Source organism: Streptomyces afghaniensis (genome assembly GCF_044327915.1).
GTDB lineage: Bacteria > Actinomycetota > Actinomycetes > Streptomycetales > Streptomycetaceae > Streptomyces > Streptomyces afghaniensis.
In genome coordinates, this window is record NZ_JBIRGJ010000007.1 from 479530 (window position 1) to 495902 (window position 16373).

The window sequence follows — 16373 nt, forward strand, 5'->3', positions numbered from 1 at the left end:
GGTCAGGCGTCCCGCACTACGGGACGAGAGTCTCAACGAGGTCCACCCTATCCAGCCCGGGGCACCGCGAAGGGCCCCGTCCGAACATCGGACGGGGCCCTCTGTGGCGTGGCGAAGCAGTGATCAGTGGTGGCCGTGGCCGCTCGTGATCTCCCGGTACTCCTCGGCGGTCGGCTTCGGGATCTGGGCTCCCTCGCCGTAGTAGGACTCGCTGAGCTTGGCGCGCAGCTTCTCGGAGCCCTTCACCTTGCGCTCGACACCGTTCTCGTCGACCGTCAGGCCGATCTCGACCGGCTCGTACTGCTCGTGCGCCGTGAGCGTGTACATCTGCTCCTGGCTGAGCGGCTCGTGCACCTCGATGAACTCACCGTGCGGCAGGCGCTTGATGATGCCCGACTCGCGGCCGTGCAGCACCTTCTCCTTGTCCCGGCGCTGGAGGCCGAGGCAGATGCGCTTGGTGACGATGAACGCGAGGACCGGCCCGGCGAAGAACCCGATCCGGACGAACCAGGTGACCGCGTTGATCGACAGGTGGAAGTGGGTGGCGACGATGTCGTTGCCACCGCCGATCAGCATGATCATGTAGCCGGTGACCCACGCGACACCGAAGGCGGTGCGCGTCGGGGCGTTGCGCGGCCGGTCCAGGATGTGGTGCTCGCGCTTGTCCCCGGTGACCCACGACTCGATGAACGGGTAGAGGGCGATGATCCCGAGGAACAGGCCGAAGAGGACCAGCGGGATGAACACGCCCAGGACGAGCGTGTGACCCCAGAAGTTGATCTCCCAGCCGGGCATCGCACGGACCAGACCCTCGGCGAAGCCCATGTACCAGTCGGGCTGCGCGCCCGTCGACACCTGGTCGGGCCGGTAGGGGCCCAGCACCCAGATGGGGTTGACGGTCGCGATGCCGGCGAGGGCCGCGATGACACCGAAGACCAGGAAGAAGAAGCCTCCGGCCTTGGCCATGTAGACCGGCAGCAGCGGCATGCCGACGACGTTCTTGTTGGTCCGGCCGGGACCCGCGAACTGCGTGTGCTTGTGGTAGAAGACCAGGATCAGGTGGCCGACCACGAGACCGAGCATGATGCCCGGCAGCAGCAGGATGTGGATCGAGTAGAACCGGGCCACGAAGTCGGTCCCCGGGAACTCCCCGCCGAACAGGAACATCGAGATGTACGTGCCGACGATCGGCACGGACAGGATCGCGCCCTGCGTGAAGCGGACACCGGTGCCGGAGAGCAGGTCGTCCGGGAGCGAGTAGCCGGTGAAACCGGTGAACATGCCCAGGACGAACAGCAGGAAGCCGAACAGCCAGTTGATCTCGCGCGGCTTGCGGAACGCGCCGGTGAAGAAGACGCGCATCATGTGCACGAACATGCCGGCGAGGAAGATGATCGCCGCCCAGTGGTGGATCTGCCGGATGAGCAGACCGCCGCGCACGTCGAAGCTGATGTCCAGCGTCGAGGCGAACGCCTCCGACATCAGCTGCCCCTGGAGCGGGACGTAGCTGCCGTGGTACTCCACCTCGTTCATCGACGGGTGGAAGAACAGCGTCAGGTACACACCCGTCAGGATGATGATGATGAAGCTGTAGAGGCAGATCTCACCCAGCATGAAGGACCAGTGGTCCGGGAAGATCTTGCGCATGTTGGCCTTGGCCAGGGAGTAGATCCCCAGGCGGCCGTCGGCCCAGTCGGCGACCCGCTCTCCGGCGGGCGCCTTGCGACGTGTCTGTGCAGTGCTCATCCGCGCTCCCAGAAAGCAGGGCCGACGGGCTCGTCGAAGTCGCCGAGCGCCTCAAGATAGCCCTCGTCGTTCACGCCGATGCGGAGCTGCGGCAGAGCGTGACCAGCGGGACCGAAGATCACTCGGGCACCGTCGGAGAGGTCGAAGGTGGACTGGTGGCAGGGGCAGAGCACGTGGTGCGTCTGCTGCTCGTACAGGGAGATCGGGCAACCGACGTGGGTGCAGATCTTCGAGTACGCGACGATGCCCTCGTGCGACCACTCGAGTTCGCGCTTGTCCTTGATGTTCTCCGGCTGGATCCGGACGATCATCAGGGCGGCCTTGGCGATCTCGTTCTGGAACTCGTGGTCGTGCTCCTCCAGGCCCTCGGGCTTGGCGAAGGTCAGCGAGCCGACCGCGACGTCCGACGGACGCAGCGGCTCGTTCGTGTTCATGTTGACGAGCAGCTTGCCCTTGGACCAGAGCGTGTGACGCAGCTTGTCCTCGGGCAGCGGGCCGAGGTCGCGCAGCAGTACGACACCGGAGAGCGGCACCAGCGTGAGCGCGCCGAACATGGTGTTGCGGATCAGCTTGCGGCGGCCGAGCGCGGACTCCTTGGCGCCCTGCTTGAAGTCCGCGAAGACCTTCTCGCGAACCTCGGGCTCCGCCTCGATCGGGTGCCGCTCGTCGGCGATCTCCACGTCCGACATCAGGGTGCGGGCCCAGTGGACCGCGCCCGCGCCGATGCAGAACAGCGCGATGCCGAGCGTCATGCCCAGCGCGAAGTTCAGCGCGCTGATGTGGCCCAGCGGGAAGATGTAGACCGACTTGTCGACCGGGATCGCCACGAACGCGGCGATGAAGGCGATGGTGGCCAGCATCGACACCGTGAACATCAGGGCGACCGAGCGCTCGGACCGCTTGGCGGCCCGCTCGTCGACGTCCTGGATCCGGTGCTCGTGGGGGGGCAGGCCCGGGTCGGCGAACGGGTGCTCGTCCGTGGGGCTCAGCGCCCCGTGCCCGTGCTCGTCATGTCCTGCGGTCTGCTCAGCAGGCAGGTTCTCTTCTGGAATGTCTTGGCTACTCATGACTTCTTGGCCTTTGCGGTCCGGGCGGCGACCCACACGGCGACGGCGATCAGCCCGCCGAGACCGAAGATCCAGCCGAACAGGCCCTCGCTGACCGGCCCGAGGCCGCCGAGCTCGAGGCCGCCGGGGCTCTCGGACTTGCTGCTGTTGACCGCGTCCAGGTACGCGATGATGTCCTTCTTGTTCTTCTCCGACAGCGTGGTGTCGGGGAAGGAGGGCATGTTCTGCGGGCCGGTCTCCATGGCCTCGTAGATGTGCTTGGGAGCGACACCCTCAAGGGTCGGCGCGTACTTGCCGTGCGTCAGCGCACCGCCCTTGCCGGTGAAGTTGTGGCACTGCGCGCAGTTGGTGCGGAACAGCTCACCGCCCTTGGCGATGTCGGCACCCTGGGGGCCGTACTGCTCCTCCGTCGGGATGGCCGGACCGGCGCCCAGCGAGGCGATGTAGGCCGCGAGCTGGTCGATCTCGGCCTGGCTGTAGACGTTCTTCTTCTTCGGGACCTGCGGGCCCTGGGAGGTGGCGGCCGGCATACGGCCGGTGGCCACCTGGAAGTCGACGGCGGCGGCGCCCACACCCACCAGGCTCGGGCCGTCGGAGGTGCCCTGACCGCCGGTGCCGTGGCAACTGGCGCAGCCGACCGAGTAGAGCTTCTTGCCCTCCTCGATGGTGAGGGACTGGGCGGTTTCGTCGGCCTCAGCCTTGCTCGTGGGTGCGAACACGGCGTACAGCCCCCCGCTGAAGAGCAGCGCGAGGAGTAGGACGACGACCGCCGCCAACGGGTGGCGTCGTCGTGCGGAGAGCTTTTTCACGGATTACCCCGGTGTCAGGATCTTCTGCGTCGGTGCTTCTGGGATGCGTGCCTCGTCGGGCGCGCGCTGCGGTCCCGCTACTTGATCATGTAGATCGTGGCGAAGAGGCCGATCCAGACGACATCGACGAAGTGCCAGTAATAGGACACGACGATCGCGGCGGTCGCCTGCTCGTGGGTGAACCTCCGGGCCGCGTAGGTCCGGCCCAGGACCAGCAGGAAGGCGATGAGTCCGCCCGTCACGTGCAGGCCGTGGAAGCCGGTGGTCAGGTAGAAGACCGAGCCGTAGGGGTCGGAGGACAGGGACAGGCCCGCCTCCTTGACCAGCTCGGTGTACTCGAAGACCTGACCGCCGATGAAGATCGCACCCATCACGAAGGTGACGATGAACCACATCCGCAGCTTCTTCACGTCACCGCGCTCGGCGGCGAAGACGCCGAGCTGGCAGGTGAGTGAGGAGAGCACCAGGATCGTGGTGTTCGTCGCCGAGAACGGGAAGTTGAGATGGGCAGCCATCTCCTTCCAGTGATCGGGACCCGTCACCGATCGCAGGGTGAAGTACATCGCGAAGAGGGCCGCGAAGAACATCAGCTCGGAACTCAGCCAGATGATGGTTCCGACGCTGGTGAGGTTCGGCCGATTGACCGACGGGTGCGCGTGCCCGGTTTCTACTGTCGTTGCTGTCGCCACGACCGACATTATGTCGGTCGCTTATCCCGCCCTCACTCCGGGGGGTGCCGTTCGGAGTGTCTAAGCCGGTCGTACCGGTGTTGACGTGGTGTTCAAGGGAGTAGCATCCGGCCCAACGGGCCTGTCCTTACGACGCTGACGTCACGGAGGAACAATGCAGCCGACCGCCACGGTGCTGGTCTACAGCGACGACTCCAACACCCGCGAACAGGTACGGCTCGCCACGGGGCGGCGGCCGGCGCCGGACGTTCCTCTGGTGGAGTTCGTGGAGTGTGCGACTCCGGACGCGGTGCTCAGGGAGCTGGACCGGGGCGGGATCGACGTCTGTGTGCTGGACGGTGAGGCAGTGCCGATGGGGGGCATGGGGCTGTGCCGGCAGATCAAGGACGAGGTGTTCGACTGCCCGCCGGTGTTGCTGCTCATGGGACGGCCGCAGGATGCGTGGCTCGCGACCTGGAGTCGCGCTGAATCGGCGGTGACGTTGCCGGTGGAGCCGGTGGAGTTTGCTGCTGCCCTGGCTTCGCTGTTGCGGGAGAGGGCGGCTTTGAACGCCTAGGCCGGTTGTGTGGCGACCTGCGGGTGCCTGAGAGTCACACACTCTGCGGTCTCAGACGGGCCCTGTCCGCCGGTGTCGGGCCCTCCGGGGTGCCGGCTGTCAGGGCGCTGCCCGTGCGCCACTGCTTCCACTCGAGGTTCCAGTCGCCGAAGCCGTTGCCGAAGGCGGGCATCGAGTCGCCGCCGGAGTTTATGACCTTGACGATGTCGCCCTCGCGGATGGTCTCGTAGAACCACGCGGCGTTCTCGGTGCTCATGCCGGTGCAGCCGTGGCTGACGTTGGCGTAGCCCTGGGAGCCGACGGACCAGGGGGCGGCGTGGACGTACTCGCCGCTGTTGGTGACCCGCACGGAGTGGTGGACGATCAGGTCGTAGAAGTCCGAGGCGCCGATGCTGGCGCTGGTCATGCGGACGGTGCCTTCCTTGGCCAGGACGACCTTGACGCCGTTGCGGGTGTCGTAGCCGGGCATGCCCGTGGTGACCGGGATCTGCCGGACGATCTCGTCGTTCTTGTAGACGGTCATCTGGTGGGCCGCGGCGTCCGTGACGGCTATGACCTTGTCGGCCGTGCTGATCGTCAGCGGCTTGGCCTTGCCGCCCCGCATACGGTCGCCGATCTTGATGCCCTCCAGGTTGCTGCGGACCTGGATGGTGGCCTGTGTGGGCCAGTACTCCTTCGGGCGGTAGTGGAGCTTCTTGTCGTCCACCCAGTGCCAGGCGCCGTCCGTGGCGGGCATGGAGGAGACCTTCAGGGCCCGTTCGACGACGGCCCGCTGGGCCCTGTCCTTCACGGCCTGGCTCAGCTCGGCTGTGATGGGCTGGCCGACGCCGTAGGTGCCCGCCTTGGGGCCGAAGGTGACGTCCAGGCGCTTGTTGGCGGTGGGCCTGCCGGTGTCGAAGGTGAGGACCTTGCGGCCGGGCGCCCCGTCCTCGTTCTCGGTGCTCACCCGCACCGTGTAGCTGGCGTTGGCGGCGAGCGGTGAGGTGCTGTGCCAGCGGCCGCCGTCGGCGGCGAGTTCGCCGGCCACGTAGCGTCCGGCTGCGTCGTGGGCCGTGACGTCCGTGATGCGCCCGTCGGAGTCCTCGGCGACCACTTCCAGGGGCTTGTCCGGGTCGGCCTTCTCGCGGCCCTCGGAGGGGGCGTTGAAGGAGATCTGGTCCGCCGCGTCGTAGGGGCGGTGGGAGAGCGGGTTGCCGTCGGAGCCGCAGGCGGTGACGCCCGCGCAGAGGGCTATCACCAGCAGCGTGCAGCTGACGACGGTGCGGGGGCGGGAGATCGCTGTGTGGCTCATGACCTCACGCTAGGAAGCCGCGTCAACTGTGGCACGCCGGGTGACTCGTACGAGTGACACGGATTGCGGCAAAAGCAGGGGCCCGGACGCTCCTTGCGGAGTGTCCGGGCCCTGGAGCGCTCGGCTCGTGTTACTGGGTGCGGTTCTCACCGCGGTAGTACTCGAAGACCCAGCCCCAGACGCCGATCAGGATGATCGGCAGCGAGAAGTACATCAGCCACCAGCCGATCGCGATCGACAGGAAGGCGAGGGCGCCACCGATGGCCAGGGAGAGCGGCTGCCAGCTGTGCGGGCTGAAGAACCCGACCTCGCCGGCGTCGTCCGCGACGTCCGCCTCCTTGTTGTCCTGCGCACCGACGTCGACCCGCTTGGCCGTGAAGCCGAGGTAGAAGCCGATCATGATGCACAGGCCGAAGGCCAGGAAGAGGGCCGTGGTACCGGCCGGCTCCTTCGACCACACGCCATAGACGACCGCCATGGCGAGGACGAAGACGCTCAGCCACATGAACATCTTGCCCTGGATCTTCACTTGCCGGCCTCCTTGCCACCAGCGATGGCCTTCTCGCCGTGACCGACGTTCTCGAGCTGGTCGAGGGCGGCGATCTCCGGGTGGTGCAGGTCGAACGCCGGGGATTCACTGCGGATCCGCGGCATGGTGATGAAGTTGTGCCGCGGCGGCGGGCAGGAGGTCGCCCACTCCAGGGAGCGGCCGTAGCCCCACGGGTCATCGACGCCGACCGGCTTGCCGTACTTGGCCGTCTTCCACACGTTGTAGAAGAACGGCAGGATCGACATGCCGAGCAGGAACGAGCTGATCGTCGAGATCGTGTTCAGCGCGGTGAAGCCGTCGGCCGCGAGGTAGTCCGCGTACCGGCGCGGCATGCCCTCGGCACCCAGCCAGTGCTGGACGAGGAACGTGCCGTGGAAGCCGATGAACAGCGTCCAGAAGGTGATCTTGCCGAGGCGCTCGTCCAGCATCTTGCCGGTCCACTTCGGCCACCAGAAGTGGAAGCCGGAGAACATCGCGAAGACCACGGTGCCGAAGACGACGTAGTGGAAGTGGGCCACCACGAAGTAGGAGTCGGAGACGTGGAAGTCCATCGGCGGCGAGGCCAGGATGACACCGGTCAGACCACCGAAGGTGAAGGTGATCAGGAAGCCGGTCGCCCACAGCATCGGTGTCTCGAAGGACAGCGAGCCCTTCCACATGGTGCCGATCCAGTTGAAGAACTTCACACCGGTCGGGACCGCGATCAGGAAGGTCATGAAGGAGAAGAACGGCAGCAGCACACCGCCGGTGACGTACATGTGGTGCGCCCACACCGTCACGGACAGACCCGCGATCGCGATGGTCGCGCCGATCAGACCCGTGTAACCGAACATCGGCTTGCGGGAGAAGACCGGAATGACCTCGGAGATGATGCCGAAGAACGGCAGCGCGATGATGTACACCTCTGGATGGCCGAAGAACCAGAAGAGGTGTTGCCACAGCAACGCGCCGCCGTTGGCGGAGTCGAAGACGTGCGCACCGAACTTGCGGTCCGCCTCCAGGGCGAACAGGGCCGCGGCCAGGACCGGGAAGGCCAGCAGGACCAGCACACCGGTCAGCAGCACGTTCCAGGTGAAGATCGGCATGCGGAACATGGTCATGCCCGGGGCGCGCATGCAGATGATCGTGGTGATGAAGTTGACCGAGCCGAGGATGGTGCCGAAGCCGGAGAAGGCCAGACCCATGATCCACATGTCGGCGCCGATGCCCGGGGAGCGGACCGCGTCCGAGAGCGGGCTGTAGGCGAACCAGCCGAAGTCGGCCGCGCCCTGCGGGGTCAGGAAGCCGCCCACGGCGATGAGCGAGCCGAACAGGTACAGCCAGTAGGCGAACATGTTCAGCCGGGGGAACGCCACGTCCGGCGCGCCGATCTGCAGCGGCATGATCCAGTTCGCGAAGCCGGCGAACAGCGGCGTCGCGAACATCAGCAGCATGATCGTGCCGTGCATCGTGAACGCCTGGTTGAACTGCTCGTTCGACATGATCTGCAGACCGGGCCGGGCGAGCTCGGCGCGCATGAACAGCGCCATCACGCCACCGATGACGAAGAACGCGAACGACGTGGCCAGGTACAGCGTGCCGATCGTCTTGTGGTCCGTCGTCGTCAGCCACTTGACCACGACGCTGCCGCGGTTCTGGCGCCTGACCGGCAGCTCGTCCTGGTAGTGGGACCCTGCTGCCGCGGCACCCTGGGGTTCGTTGAGGATGCTCACAGGTTGTTCGTCTCCCGGTTCTTCTCGTGGCTCGTCTGCGCGATGCCGGCAGGAACGTAACCGTTCTGCTGCTTGTCCACGAGGTCCTTGAGGTGCTGCTCGTAGCGCTCGGGGGAGACGACCTTCACGTTGAACAGCATCCGAGAGTGGTCGACGCCGCAGAGCTCGGCGCACTTGCCCAGGAAGGTGCCCTCCTTGTTGGGGGTCACCTCGAAGGCGTTGGTGTGGCCCGGGATGACGTCCTGCTTCATCAGGAACGGCACCACCCAGAAGGAGTGGATGACGTCACGCGAGGTGAGGACGAAGCGGACGGTCTTGCCCTTGGGCAGCCAGAGCGTCGGACCCGGGTTGTTCGTCTGCGGGTTCCGCGTACCGGGGGTACCGCAGTCGTAGACGCCGCCGGCGTTCGCCGGGAAGTCGTCCTTGAACCGGTCGGGGATCGCGTCCAGCTCCGGGGACTTCTTGGCGTCACCCGTGGAACCGGCGACCGGCTCGATGTAGTTGAAGCACCAGCTCCACTGGAAGCCGACCACGTTGACCGTGACGTCGGGCTTCTTCTTGAGGCTGAGCAGCTCGGACTCGTCGCGGGCGGTGAAGTAGAACAGCACCGAGACGATGATGAGCGGGACCACGGTGTACAGCGCCTCGATGGGCATGTTGTACCGGGTCTGCGGAGGAACCTCGACCTTGGTGCGGCTGCGCCGGTGGAAGAAAGCACTCCACAGGATCAGACCCCACACCAGCACGCCAACGGCGAGCGCAGCCGCCCAGGACCCCTGCCACAGGGAGAGGATCCGCGGAGCCTCTTCCGTGGTCGGGGTGGGCATACCAAGGCGGGGGAAGTCTTCCCAGTTGTACGAGCAACCGGTGGCTGTCGCCAAGACCAGGCCCGCGGTCAGTGCCTGCAGCAGCTTCCGCCGCATCGGGCGCCGCGGCGAGCGGTCGGAGCCGTTGGGACTCACGTAGCGCCTTCCCGAGAGTCTCGCCCGCGCGGATCGGCTGCGGCCTGGCCTTCTCGCTGGTCGGTCGCCGCCCTGCGTCGGGCAGGGGTTTGGATGTTTATGCGGACCAAACCCTAGCCGACGCCCTCCGGGGGTTCTCGGGGAGGGGTGCCTACTCACCCGGGGGGTTCGCTGAATTGGCGGCTGCGGGTTGTTTGTGGTTGGTCGCGCCCCGCGGCGGAGCCGCATATGTCACAGCCCCGCGCCCCTGAGGTACGCCTGCCCCGGGGACGTTCTAGCGTTGCTGTGTGGCCTACTTCGACGCTGCTTCCGCTGCTCCGCTTCATCCTGTTGCCCGGCAGGCCCTGCTGGCCTCGCTCGACGAAGGGTGGGCGGATCCCGCCCGCCTGTACAGGGAGGGACGGCGCGCCCGGGTGCTGCTGGACGCGGCGCGGGAGGCCGCTGCCGAGGCGGTGGGCTGTCGGCCGGACGAACTGATCTTCACGTCGTCCGGAACGCGTGCCGTACATACGGGGATCGCCGGGGCGCTGGCCGGGCGGAGGCGGGTCGGGCGCCACCTGATCGTGTCAGCAGTCGAACATTCGTCTGTACTGCATTCGGCGGAGCTCCTAGAGGCCGCCGGAGGGACCGTCACACAGGCCCCGGTGGACCGCTCCGGACGGGTGGAGCCGTCGGCGTACGGCGATGCCCTGCGCGCGGACACGGCGCTGGCCTGTCTGCAGTCGGCCAATCACGAGGTGGGGACCGAACAGCCGGTGGCCGAAGTCGCCGAGGCGTGCCGGGCGGCGGGCGTGCCGCTGCTGGTGGACGCGGCGCAGTCACTGGGGTGGGGACCGGTGGAGGGTGACTGGTCGCTGCTCGCGGCCAGCGCCCACAAGTGGGGCGGGCCGTCGGGGGTCGGCCTGCTCGTCGTCCGCAAGGGTGTGAGATTCGCTCCGCAAGGGCCGGTGGACGAGCGGGAGTCGGGGCGGGCGCCCGGTTTCGAGAACATCCCGGCGATCGTGGCGGCGGCCGCGTCGCTGCGGGCCGTACGGGCCGAGGCGGCCGAGGAGGCCCCGCGGCTGCGGGAGCTGACGGAGCGGATCCGGGTGCAGGTGCCCCGGATGGTGCCGGATGTCGAGGTGGTCGGCGATCCCGTGCGCAGGCTGCCCGGGGTCGTCACCTTCTCCTGTCTCTATGTCGACGGGGAGGCCCTGCTGCACGAGCTGGACCGGGAGGGTTTCTCCGTCTCGTCCGGATCGTCCTGCACGAGCAGCACGCTGACGCCGAGCCATGTGCTCCGGGCGATGGGCGTGCTGAGTGAGGGGAATGTGCGGGTTTCGCTGCCGGCGGGGGCCGCCGAGGAGGATGTGGAGCGGTTCCTGACCGTCCTTCCCGGAGCCGTGGCGGCGGTGCGGGACAAGCTGGGGGCGCCGGTCGCCACCGACGTCGCCCGCGAGGAGGACGTCCTGGTCGTCGACTCCCTGGGCAAGCGCTGTCCGATCCCGGTGATCGAGCTGGCGAAGGTCATCGGCGATGTGCCCGTGGGCGGACTGGTACGGGTCCTCGCTGACGACGAGGCGGCCCGGCTGGACATCCCGGCGTGGTGCGAGATGCGGAACCAGGAGTACGTCGGTGAAGAGCCGGCGGACAAGGGAACGGCGTACCTGGTCCGCCGGGTGAGCTGAACGCCCTCTTCAGGGGCGCGGGGAACTGCGCGACCAGCCCCCACGCACCCGCAGACGGCAACGGTCAGGCCAGGTGCGCCTGAACCTCCGCAGCCGCTTCATCCCCGTACGCCTTGGTGAACCGCTCCATGAAATGCCCGCGGCGCAACTGGTACTCCTGCGTCCCCACCGTCTCGATGACCAGAGTCGCCAGCATGCAGCCGACCTGCGCGGCGCGCTCCAGGGAGACACCCCACGCGAGGCCCGAGAGGAACCCGGCGCGGAAGGCGTCGCCGACGCCGGTCGGGTCGGCCTTGCGCTCCTCGTCCGGGGTGCCGACCTCGATCGGGTCGTCGCCGGACCGCTCGATGCGCACGCCCTGCGCGCCGAGGGTGGTCACCCGGTGGCCCACCCTGGACAGGATCTCCGCGTCGGTCCAGCCGGTCTTGCTCTCGATGAGGCCCTTCTCGTACTCGTTGGAGAAGAGGTACGTCGCCCCGTCCAGCAGGATGCGGATCTCCTCACCGTCCATCCGGGCGATCTGCTGGGAGAAGTCGGCGGCGAACGGGATGTTCCGGGAGCGGCACTCCTCGGTGTGGCGGAGCATGGCCTCCGGGTCGTCCGCACCGATGGAGACCAGGTCGAGCCCGCCGACGCGGTCGGCGACGGTCTTCAGCTCGATGAGGCGGGCCTCGCTCATGGCGCCGGTGTAGAAGGAACCGATCTGGTTGTGGTCGGCGTCGGTGGTGCACACGAAGCGGGCGGTGTGCAGCGTGTCGGAGATGCGGACGGAGTCGGTGTCGACGCCGTGCCGGTCGAGCCAGGCGCGGTACTCGTCGAAGTCCGCGCCCGCGGCGCCGACCAGGATCGGGCGGGTGCCGAGCTGTCCCATGCCGAACGCGATGTTCGCGGCGACGCCGCCGCGGCGGACGTCGAGCTTGTCGACCAGGAACGACAGCGAGACCGTGTGCAGTTGGTCCGCTACGAGCTGGTCGGCGAAGCGGCCGGGGAAGGTCATGAGGTGGTCGGTGGCGATGGAGCCGGTGACTGCGATGCGCACGGCGTGGACTCTCCTGAGGGAGGCGGACCTTGACGCTTCACGCTATCGGGTGGGCGGGGCCGCTCTGAAGGCATGGAAACTACCCGATAGTAGATCTTTCTCCGTGAGGTCCGGCGTGCCTACGGTGCGGATATGACGAACCTCAAGGTCCAGGTGCCCGTTCCGGTCGATCTCGAAGGCGACCTGGCGTCGCTGCCTGGCGACGGGGCCCGGATGGCTCCCCACTGGGCGGTTCCCGACCGGGACGCCTCCCGGCCGGTCTCCCCGGCCCTGATCCACGGGGTGACCGTACCCCCGGCGTCGGCTCGGCTGCTCGACGCGATGTCGGACTACGGCGACTGAGCGGCGCGCCGACGGGAACCGTGCGCTCCCCCGCTGCGTCCCATCGCCGTCCCCCGTAAAGGGGAGGCGGGATACGACCCGACAGCGTCCCGTGCCGGACCGGGCCGGGTCCCATGGGACAGCTGTGCAGCCGAAGGAGCGATGCGGTGAACACCGAGCGACCCGACAACGACGACGACGCCAGGGATGTGGGCGGCGCCGGATCCGCCGACACCCCGGAGGTCGAGGAGCGGGGTTCGGCGGACGCCGCTGAGACCACTGAGGCCGCTGAGGCCACCGAGACTTCCGGGACGTCGGGGGATGAGGCGCGGGCTTCCGAGGCGGAGACGACGGACGACGCGACCGCGGCGGCCGAGGAGACCAGCACGTCGGAAACCGCAGCCGGGAAGGCCGACGCGCCCGAAGGCCGGGAAACCGACGCCGAGGACGCCGGGGACGCCACTACGGACATCGCCGGCGCCGAGGAAGCAGGCCCTGCCCCGGAAGCCCACGAGGAAACGCGCGCCGCCCCCGGCGGCGACCTGCCCCGCGACGAAGAGCACCTGGTCCGTCCGGGCAGTGGGCGGTCGCGGACGCCCGCGATCATCGCCTCCGTCGCCGCCGCCGTGCTGCTGATCGGCGGTGGCGGGGCCTGGCTCGCGGCCAACGCCTCCGGCGGATCCGGTGGCGGTGCGACCTCCGGCGCGCCCGGTGGTGACGACACTCCCCCGCCGCTCGCGCTCGACGGGTACTCGGAATCGGCCCCGGGCGGCGGCAACGGCATCGCGCCCGGTGAGCCGAACCCCTACGGCGCCACCTACCGGGTCGACGGCCCGCTTCCGGACGGTCCCGGCGAAGCCCCGGTGTACCGGGCCCGGGGCCAGGTCACCGAGGAGGACGTGGCCCGGCTGGCGAAGGCCCTCGGGGTCGAGGGGACGCCGGTGGCGCACGGCGAGGCCTGGAAGGTCGGGGCCGGTCAGGACGGTTCGGGGCCGAGCCTGCAGGTGAACAGGCAGGCGCCGGGCGCCTGGACCTTCAGCCGGTACGCCCCCGGCACCGACGCCTGCAAGGGCACCGACGCCTGCACCGCTCCGCGGTCCGACGGCAGCCCGGTGAGCGAGGCGGAGGCCGAGAAGGCCGCGGCTCCCGTGCTGAAGGCGTTGGGTCAGGACGACGCGAAGCTCGACGCGAGTCAGGTCATGGGCGCCCAGCGAGTGGTGAACGCCGCTCCCGAAATCGGCGGACTGCCGACGCACGGCTGGACGACCGGGGTCACGGTCGGCTCGGACGGTGAGGTCGTCGGCGGCAGCGGCCAGCTGAAGACGCCGGTGAAGGGCGACACGTACCCCGTGGTCGGCGCGGCGAAGGCGCTGGAGCTGATGGAGAAGCGGCCGACGGGCGACCACCGCATGGGCATCGGCGGCTGCGCGAGTCCCGTGCCGCTGAAGGACCGGCTGGAGCAGCCCTGCGGGTCGTCGGCGAGCGGCGCGCCCGAGCAGGACGCGGTGACGGTGCGCGACGCGGTGTTCGGGCTGGCCTCGCACTTCGTGGACGGGCGGCAGGCGCTGGTGCCGTCCTGGCTGTTCGAGGTGACGGCGCCGGGCGCGAAGGAACCGTTCACGGTGACGTACCCGGCGATCGACCCTAAGTACCTGGCCTCCCCCAGGCCGAGCGGGCCGAGCGGGCCGAGCGACAAGCCGACGTCGGCTCCCGAGTCGCGTGACGTCAAGGTGGACGGCTACCGGGCCGAGGGCTCGGAGCTGACCGTGACCTTCACGGGCGGGGTGTGCTCCGACTACGCCGTGAAGGCGAGCGAGAGCGGGGACGAGGTGAAGGTCACGGTGACCTCGACCTCGTGGCCGGGCGCGATCTGCATCATGATCGCGAAGCAGTTCCAGCAGACCGTGCAGCTGGACGAGCCGCTCGGCGACCGTGCGGTCGTGGGCTCGGACGGCAAGGGAGTCCCGCTGGCCAAGGAGGGCGCGCGGCTGCCGGCTCCCCCGACGCGGGAGCGGTAGTACGGCACAGCGCGCAGGCTCGGCACAGCGCGCAGGCTCGGCGCAGCGCGAAGGCGGCGGCCCCGTCGGAGGGGGCCGCCGCCTTCGTCATGTCCGCGGCCGCGAGGAGCGGCTCGGCAGGCTCAGCTGAAGGAGTCGCCGCAGGCGCAGGAGCCCGTCGCGTTCGGGTTGTCGATCGTGAAACCCTGCTTCTCGATCGTGTCCACGAAGTCGATCGTGGCACCGCCCAGGTACGGGGCGCTCATGCGGTCGGTGACGACCTTCACACCGCCGAAGTCCTTCTCCACGTCACCGTCGAGGGAACGCTCGTCGAAGAAGAGCTGGTAGCGCAGGCCGGAGCAGCCGCCGGGCTGGACGGCGACGCGCAGCGCGAGGTCGTCGCGGCCTTCCTGGTCGAGCAGCGCCTTGACCTTGGACGCGGCGGCGTCGGTCAGGATGATGCCGTCGGTGACGGTGCTGGTCTCGTCCGATACGGACATCTACATCTCTCCCGGGTTGTACGGAGACTGCTTGCCGACGGTTGCAACCGGCGGGGCCGCGGATTCATTCCGGGCCGGACGCTCGATCTCGGCTCCTCTTCATGCTCGCACACGCGCCCGGAACCGGAAAACGGCTCTTTCCGGGCCTTCCCGGGAATGAACGGCGGCTCACCGGGATTCACGTCACACAGACGCTATGGCCATCGTCAAAGTGACGTGAAGCGGTTATGATAAATAGCGTCAAATCGACGAAAAGTCGCGGAACAGAAAGGGTGCGTGTCGTGACCACCGCCCAAACCCAGGAGCTCGACGTACAGCCGACGCCCCTCGCCCTGCTGCTCCTCGGCCGTGAGGCCGACCCGAAGAGCGAGCGCGGCGTGGAGTGTCCAGGCGACCTGCCCTCGCCGTCCGACCCGGACCTGGTGGAGCGCGCCCGCAGGGCGAAGGAGAAGCTCGGAGACAAGGTCTTCGTGCTCGGCCACCACTACCAGCGCGACGAGGTCATCCAGTTCGCCGACGTCACGGGGGACTCCTTCAAGCTGGCCCGGGACGCGGCCGCGCGTCCGGAGGCCGAGTACATCGTGTTCTGCGGTGTGCACTTCATGGCGGAGTCCGCGGACATCCTGACGTCCGACGACCAGAAGGTCGTCCTGCCCGACCTCGCCGCCGGCTGCTCGATGGCCGACATGGCGACGGCCGAGCAGGTCGCCGAGTGCTGGGACGTGCTGACCGAGGCCGGGATAGCCGAGCAGGTCGTGCCCGTCTCGTACATGAACTCGTCCGCGGACATCAAGGCGTTCACGGGCAAGCACGGCGGCACGATCTGCACCTCCTCCAACGCCAAGCGGGCCCTGGACTGGGCCTTCGAGCAGGGTGAGAAGGTGCTCTTCCTGCCGGACCAGCACCTTGGCCGGAACACGGCGGTGCGGGACATGGGCATGTCCCTGGACGACTGTGTCGTCTACAACCCGCACAAGCCCAACGGCGGGCTGACGGCCGACGAGCTGCGCGCCGCGAAGATGATCCTGTGGCGCGGCCACTGCTCGGTGCACGGCCGCTTCAGCCTGGACTCGGTGAACGACGTGCGCGAGCGCATCCCGGGCGTGAACGTCCTGGTCCACCCCGAGTGCAAGCACGAGGTCGTGGCCGCGGCGGACTACGTGGGCTCGACGGAGTACATCATCAAGGCCCTGGAGGCCGCGCCGGCCGGCTCCAAGTGGGCCATCGGCACGGAGCTGAACCTGGTCCGCCGTCTGGCGAACCGTTTCGCGCCGGAGGGCAAGGAGATCGTCTTCCTCGACAAGACGGTCTGCTTCTGCTCGACCATGAACCGCATCGACCTCCCCCACCTGGTCTGGGCCCTGGAGTCGCTGGCCGAGGGCAACCTCGTCAACCGCATCGAGGTGGACAAGGAGACCGAGGCGTTCGCGAAGCTGGCCCTGGAGCGGATGCTGGCGCTGCCGTAGC

The 16373-nt window shown here is 68.4% G+C and carries 15 protein-coding genes; 5 read left to right on the forward strand and 10 right to left on the reverse strand.

The features are described 5' to 3' along the window. Nucleotides 1–123 precede the first annotated feature (123 nt). The 4 genes from qcrB to ctaE all read right to left on the reverse strand — a co-directional run bounded on the left by qcrB (nucleotide 124) and on the right by ctaE (nucleotide 4320). Nucleotides 124–1746, reverse strand: coding sequence for a cytochrome bc1 complex cytochrome b subunit (qcrB, locus tag ACH4G3_RS27980; RefSeq protein WP_397627098.1), 1623 nt, complete (start codon nucleotides 1744–1746; stop codon nucleotides 124–126). Continuing rightward, a complete protein-coding gene (gene qcrA, locus ACH4G3_RS27985; RefSeq protein ID WP_397627099.1) occupies nucleotides 1743–2813 on the reverse strand; it encodes a cytochrome bc1 complex Rieske iron-sulfur subunit in 1071 nt (356 codons plus the stop codon). Before qcrA ends, qcrB begins: the two co-directional genes overlap by 4 nt. Continuing rightward, nucleotides 2810–3622 carry a cytochrome bc1 complex diheme cytochrome c subunit gene (gene qcrC, locus ACH4G3_RS27990; protein ID WP_037669479.1) on the reverse strand — a complete coding sequence of 271 codons (813 nt, stop codon included), beginning with the start codon at nucleotides 3620–3622 and terminating at the stop codon, nucleotides 2810–2812. The genes qcrA and qcrC overlap by 4 nt, the downstream gene beginning before the upstream one ends. 77 nt (nucleotides 3623–3699) lie before the next feature. Continuing rightward, nucleotides 3700–4320, reverse strand: coding sequence for an aa3-type cytochrome oxidase subunit III (gene ctaE / locus ACH4G3_RS27995; protein WP_033312739.1), 621 nt, complete (start codon nucleotides 4318–4320; stop codon nucleotides 3700–3702). Between the two features lie 145 nt (nucleotides 4321–4465). Between ctaE and ACH4G3_RS28000 the strand changes: the two genes are divergently transcribed. Beyond that, nucleotides 4466–4867: a response regulator gene (locus ACH4G3_RS28000; RefSeq protein ID WP_397620106.1), complete on the forward strand. Its 402-nt coding sequence runs from the start codon at nucleotides 4466–4468 to the stop codon at nucleotides 4865–4867. Between the two features lie 34 nt (nucleotides 4868–4901). On the opposite strand, the gene ACH4G3_RS28005 is transcribed toward ACH4G3_RS28000, so the two are convergent. The 4 genes from ACH4G3_RS28005 to ctaC form a co-directional block, all read right to left on the reverse strand. After that, nucleotides 4902–6158, reverse strand: a complete 1257-nt coding sequence (locus ACH4G3_RS28005) for a L,D-transpeptidase (RefSeq protein WP_397627100.1) — start codon at nucleotides 6156–6158, stop codon at nucleotides 4902–4904. Nucleotides 6159–6288: 130 nt separating this feature from the next. Further along, entirely contained in the window at nucleotides 6289–6687 is a 399-nt protein-coding gene (locus ACH4G3_RS28010) for a cytochrome c oxidase subunit 4 (protein ID WP_356929770.1), read from the reverse strand. Beyond that, a complete protein-coding gene (gene ctaD / locus ACH4G3_RS28015; RefSeq protein WP_102514879.1) occupies nucleotides 6684–8420 on the reverse strand; it encodes an aa3-type cytochrome oxidase subunit I in 1737 nt (578 codons plus the stop codon). Before ctaD ends, ACH4G3_RS28010 begins: the two co-directional genes overlap by 4 nt. Next, nucleotides 8417–9382 carry an aa3-type cytochrome oxidase subunit II gene (gene ctaC / locus ACH4G3_RS28020; RefSeq protein WP_037672256.1) on the reverse strand — a complete coding sequence of 322 codons (966 nt, stop codon included), beginning with the start codon at nucleotides 9380–9382 and terminating at the stop codon, nucleotides 8417–8419. The genes ctaD and ctaC overlap by 4 nt, the downstream gene beginning before the upstream one ends. A 287-nt stretch (nucleotides 9383–9669) precedes the next feature. On the opposite strand from ctaC, the gene ACH4G3_RS28025 reads away from it, so the two are divergent. Further along, nucleotides 9670–11049 (forward strand): cysteine desulfurase/sulfurtransferase TusA family protein, encoded by a 1380-nt coding sequence (locus ACH4G3_RS28025; RefSeq protein WP_397627101.1) that lies wholly within the window; start codon nucleotides 9670–9672, stop codon nucleotides 11047–11049. Nucleotides 11050–11113: 64 nt separating this feature from the next. Here ACH4G3_RS28025 and ACH4G3_RS28030 read toward each other — a convergent pair whose 3' ends face one another. After that, nucleotides 11114–12088 carry a carbohydrate kinase family protein gene (locus ACH4G3_RS28030; RefSeq protein WP_397627102.1) on the reverse strand — a complete coding sequence of 325 codons (975 nt, stop codon included), beginning with the start codon at nucleotides 12086–12088 and terminating at the stop codon, nucleotides 11114–11116. 132 nt (nucleotides 12089–12220) lie between these two features. On the opposite strand from ACH4G3_RS28030, the gene ACH4G3_RS28035 reads away from it, so the two are divergent. Next, nucleotides 12221–12430, forward strand: coding sequence for a hypothetical protein (locus tag ACH4G3_RS28035; RefSeq protein ID WP_397627103.1), 210 nt, complete (start codon nucleotides 12221–12223; stop codon nucleotides 12428–12430). 146 nt (nucleotides 12431–12576) lie between these two features. Next, entirely contained in the window at nucleotides 12577–14427 is a 1851-nt protein-coding gene (locus ACH4G3_RS28040) for a hypothetical protein (protein ID WP_397627104.1), read from the forward strand. Between the two features lie 122 nt (nucleotides 14428–14549). On the opposite strand, the gene ACH4G3_RS28045 is transcribed toward ACH4G3_RS28040, so the two are convergent. Further along, the gene (locus tag ACH4G3_RS28045) at nucleotides 14550–14906 is read right to left on the reverse strand and encodes a HesB/IscA family protein (RefSeq protein WP_010037217.1); all 357 of its coding nucleotides are present in this window, start codon (nucleotides 14904–14906) and stop codon (nucleotides 14550–14552) included. Between the two features lie 281 nt (nucleotides 14907–15187). Here ACH4G3_RS28045 and nadA point away from each other — a divergent pair, with 281 nt between their 5' ends. After that, entirely contained in the window at nucleotides 15188–16372 is a 1185-nt protein-coding gene (gene nadA, locus ACH4G3_RS28050) for a quinolinate synthase NadA (RefSeq protein ID WP_397627105.1), read from the forward strand. Nucleotide 16373: the final 1 nt, after the last annotated feature.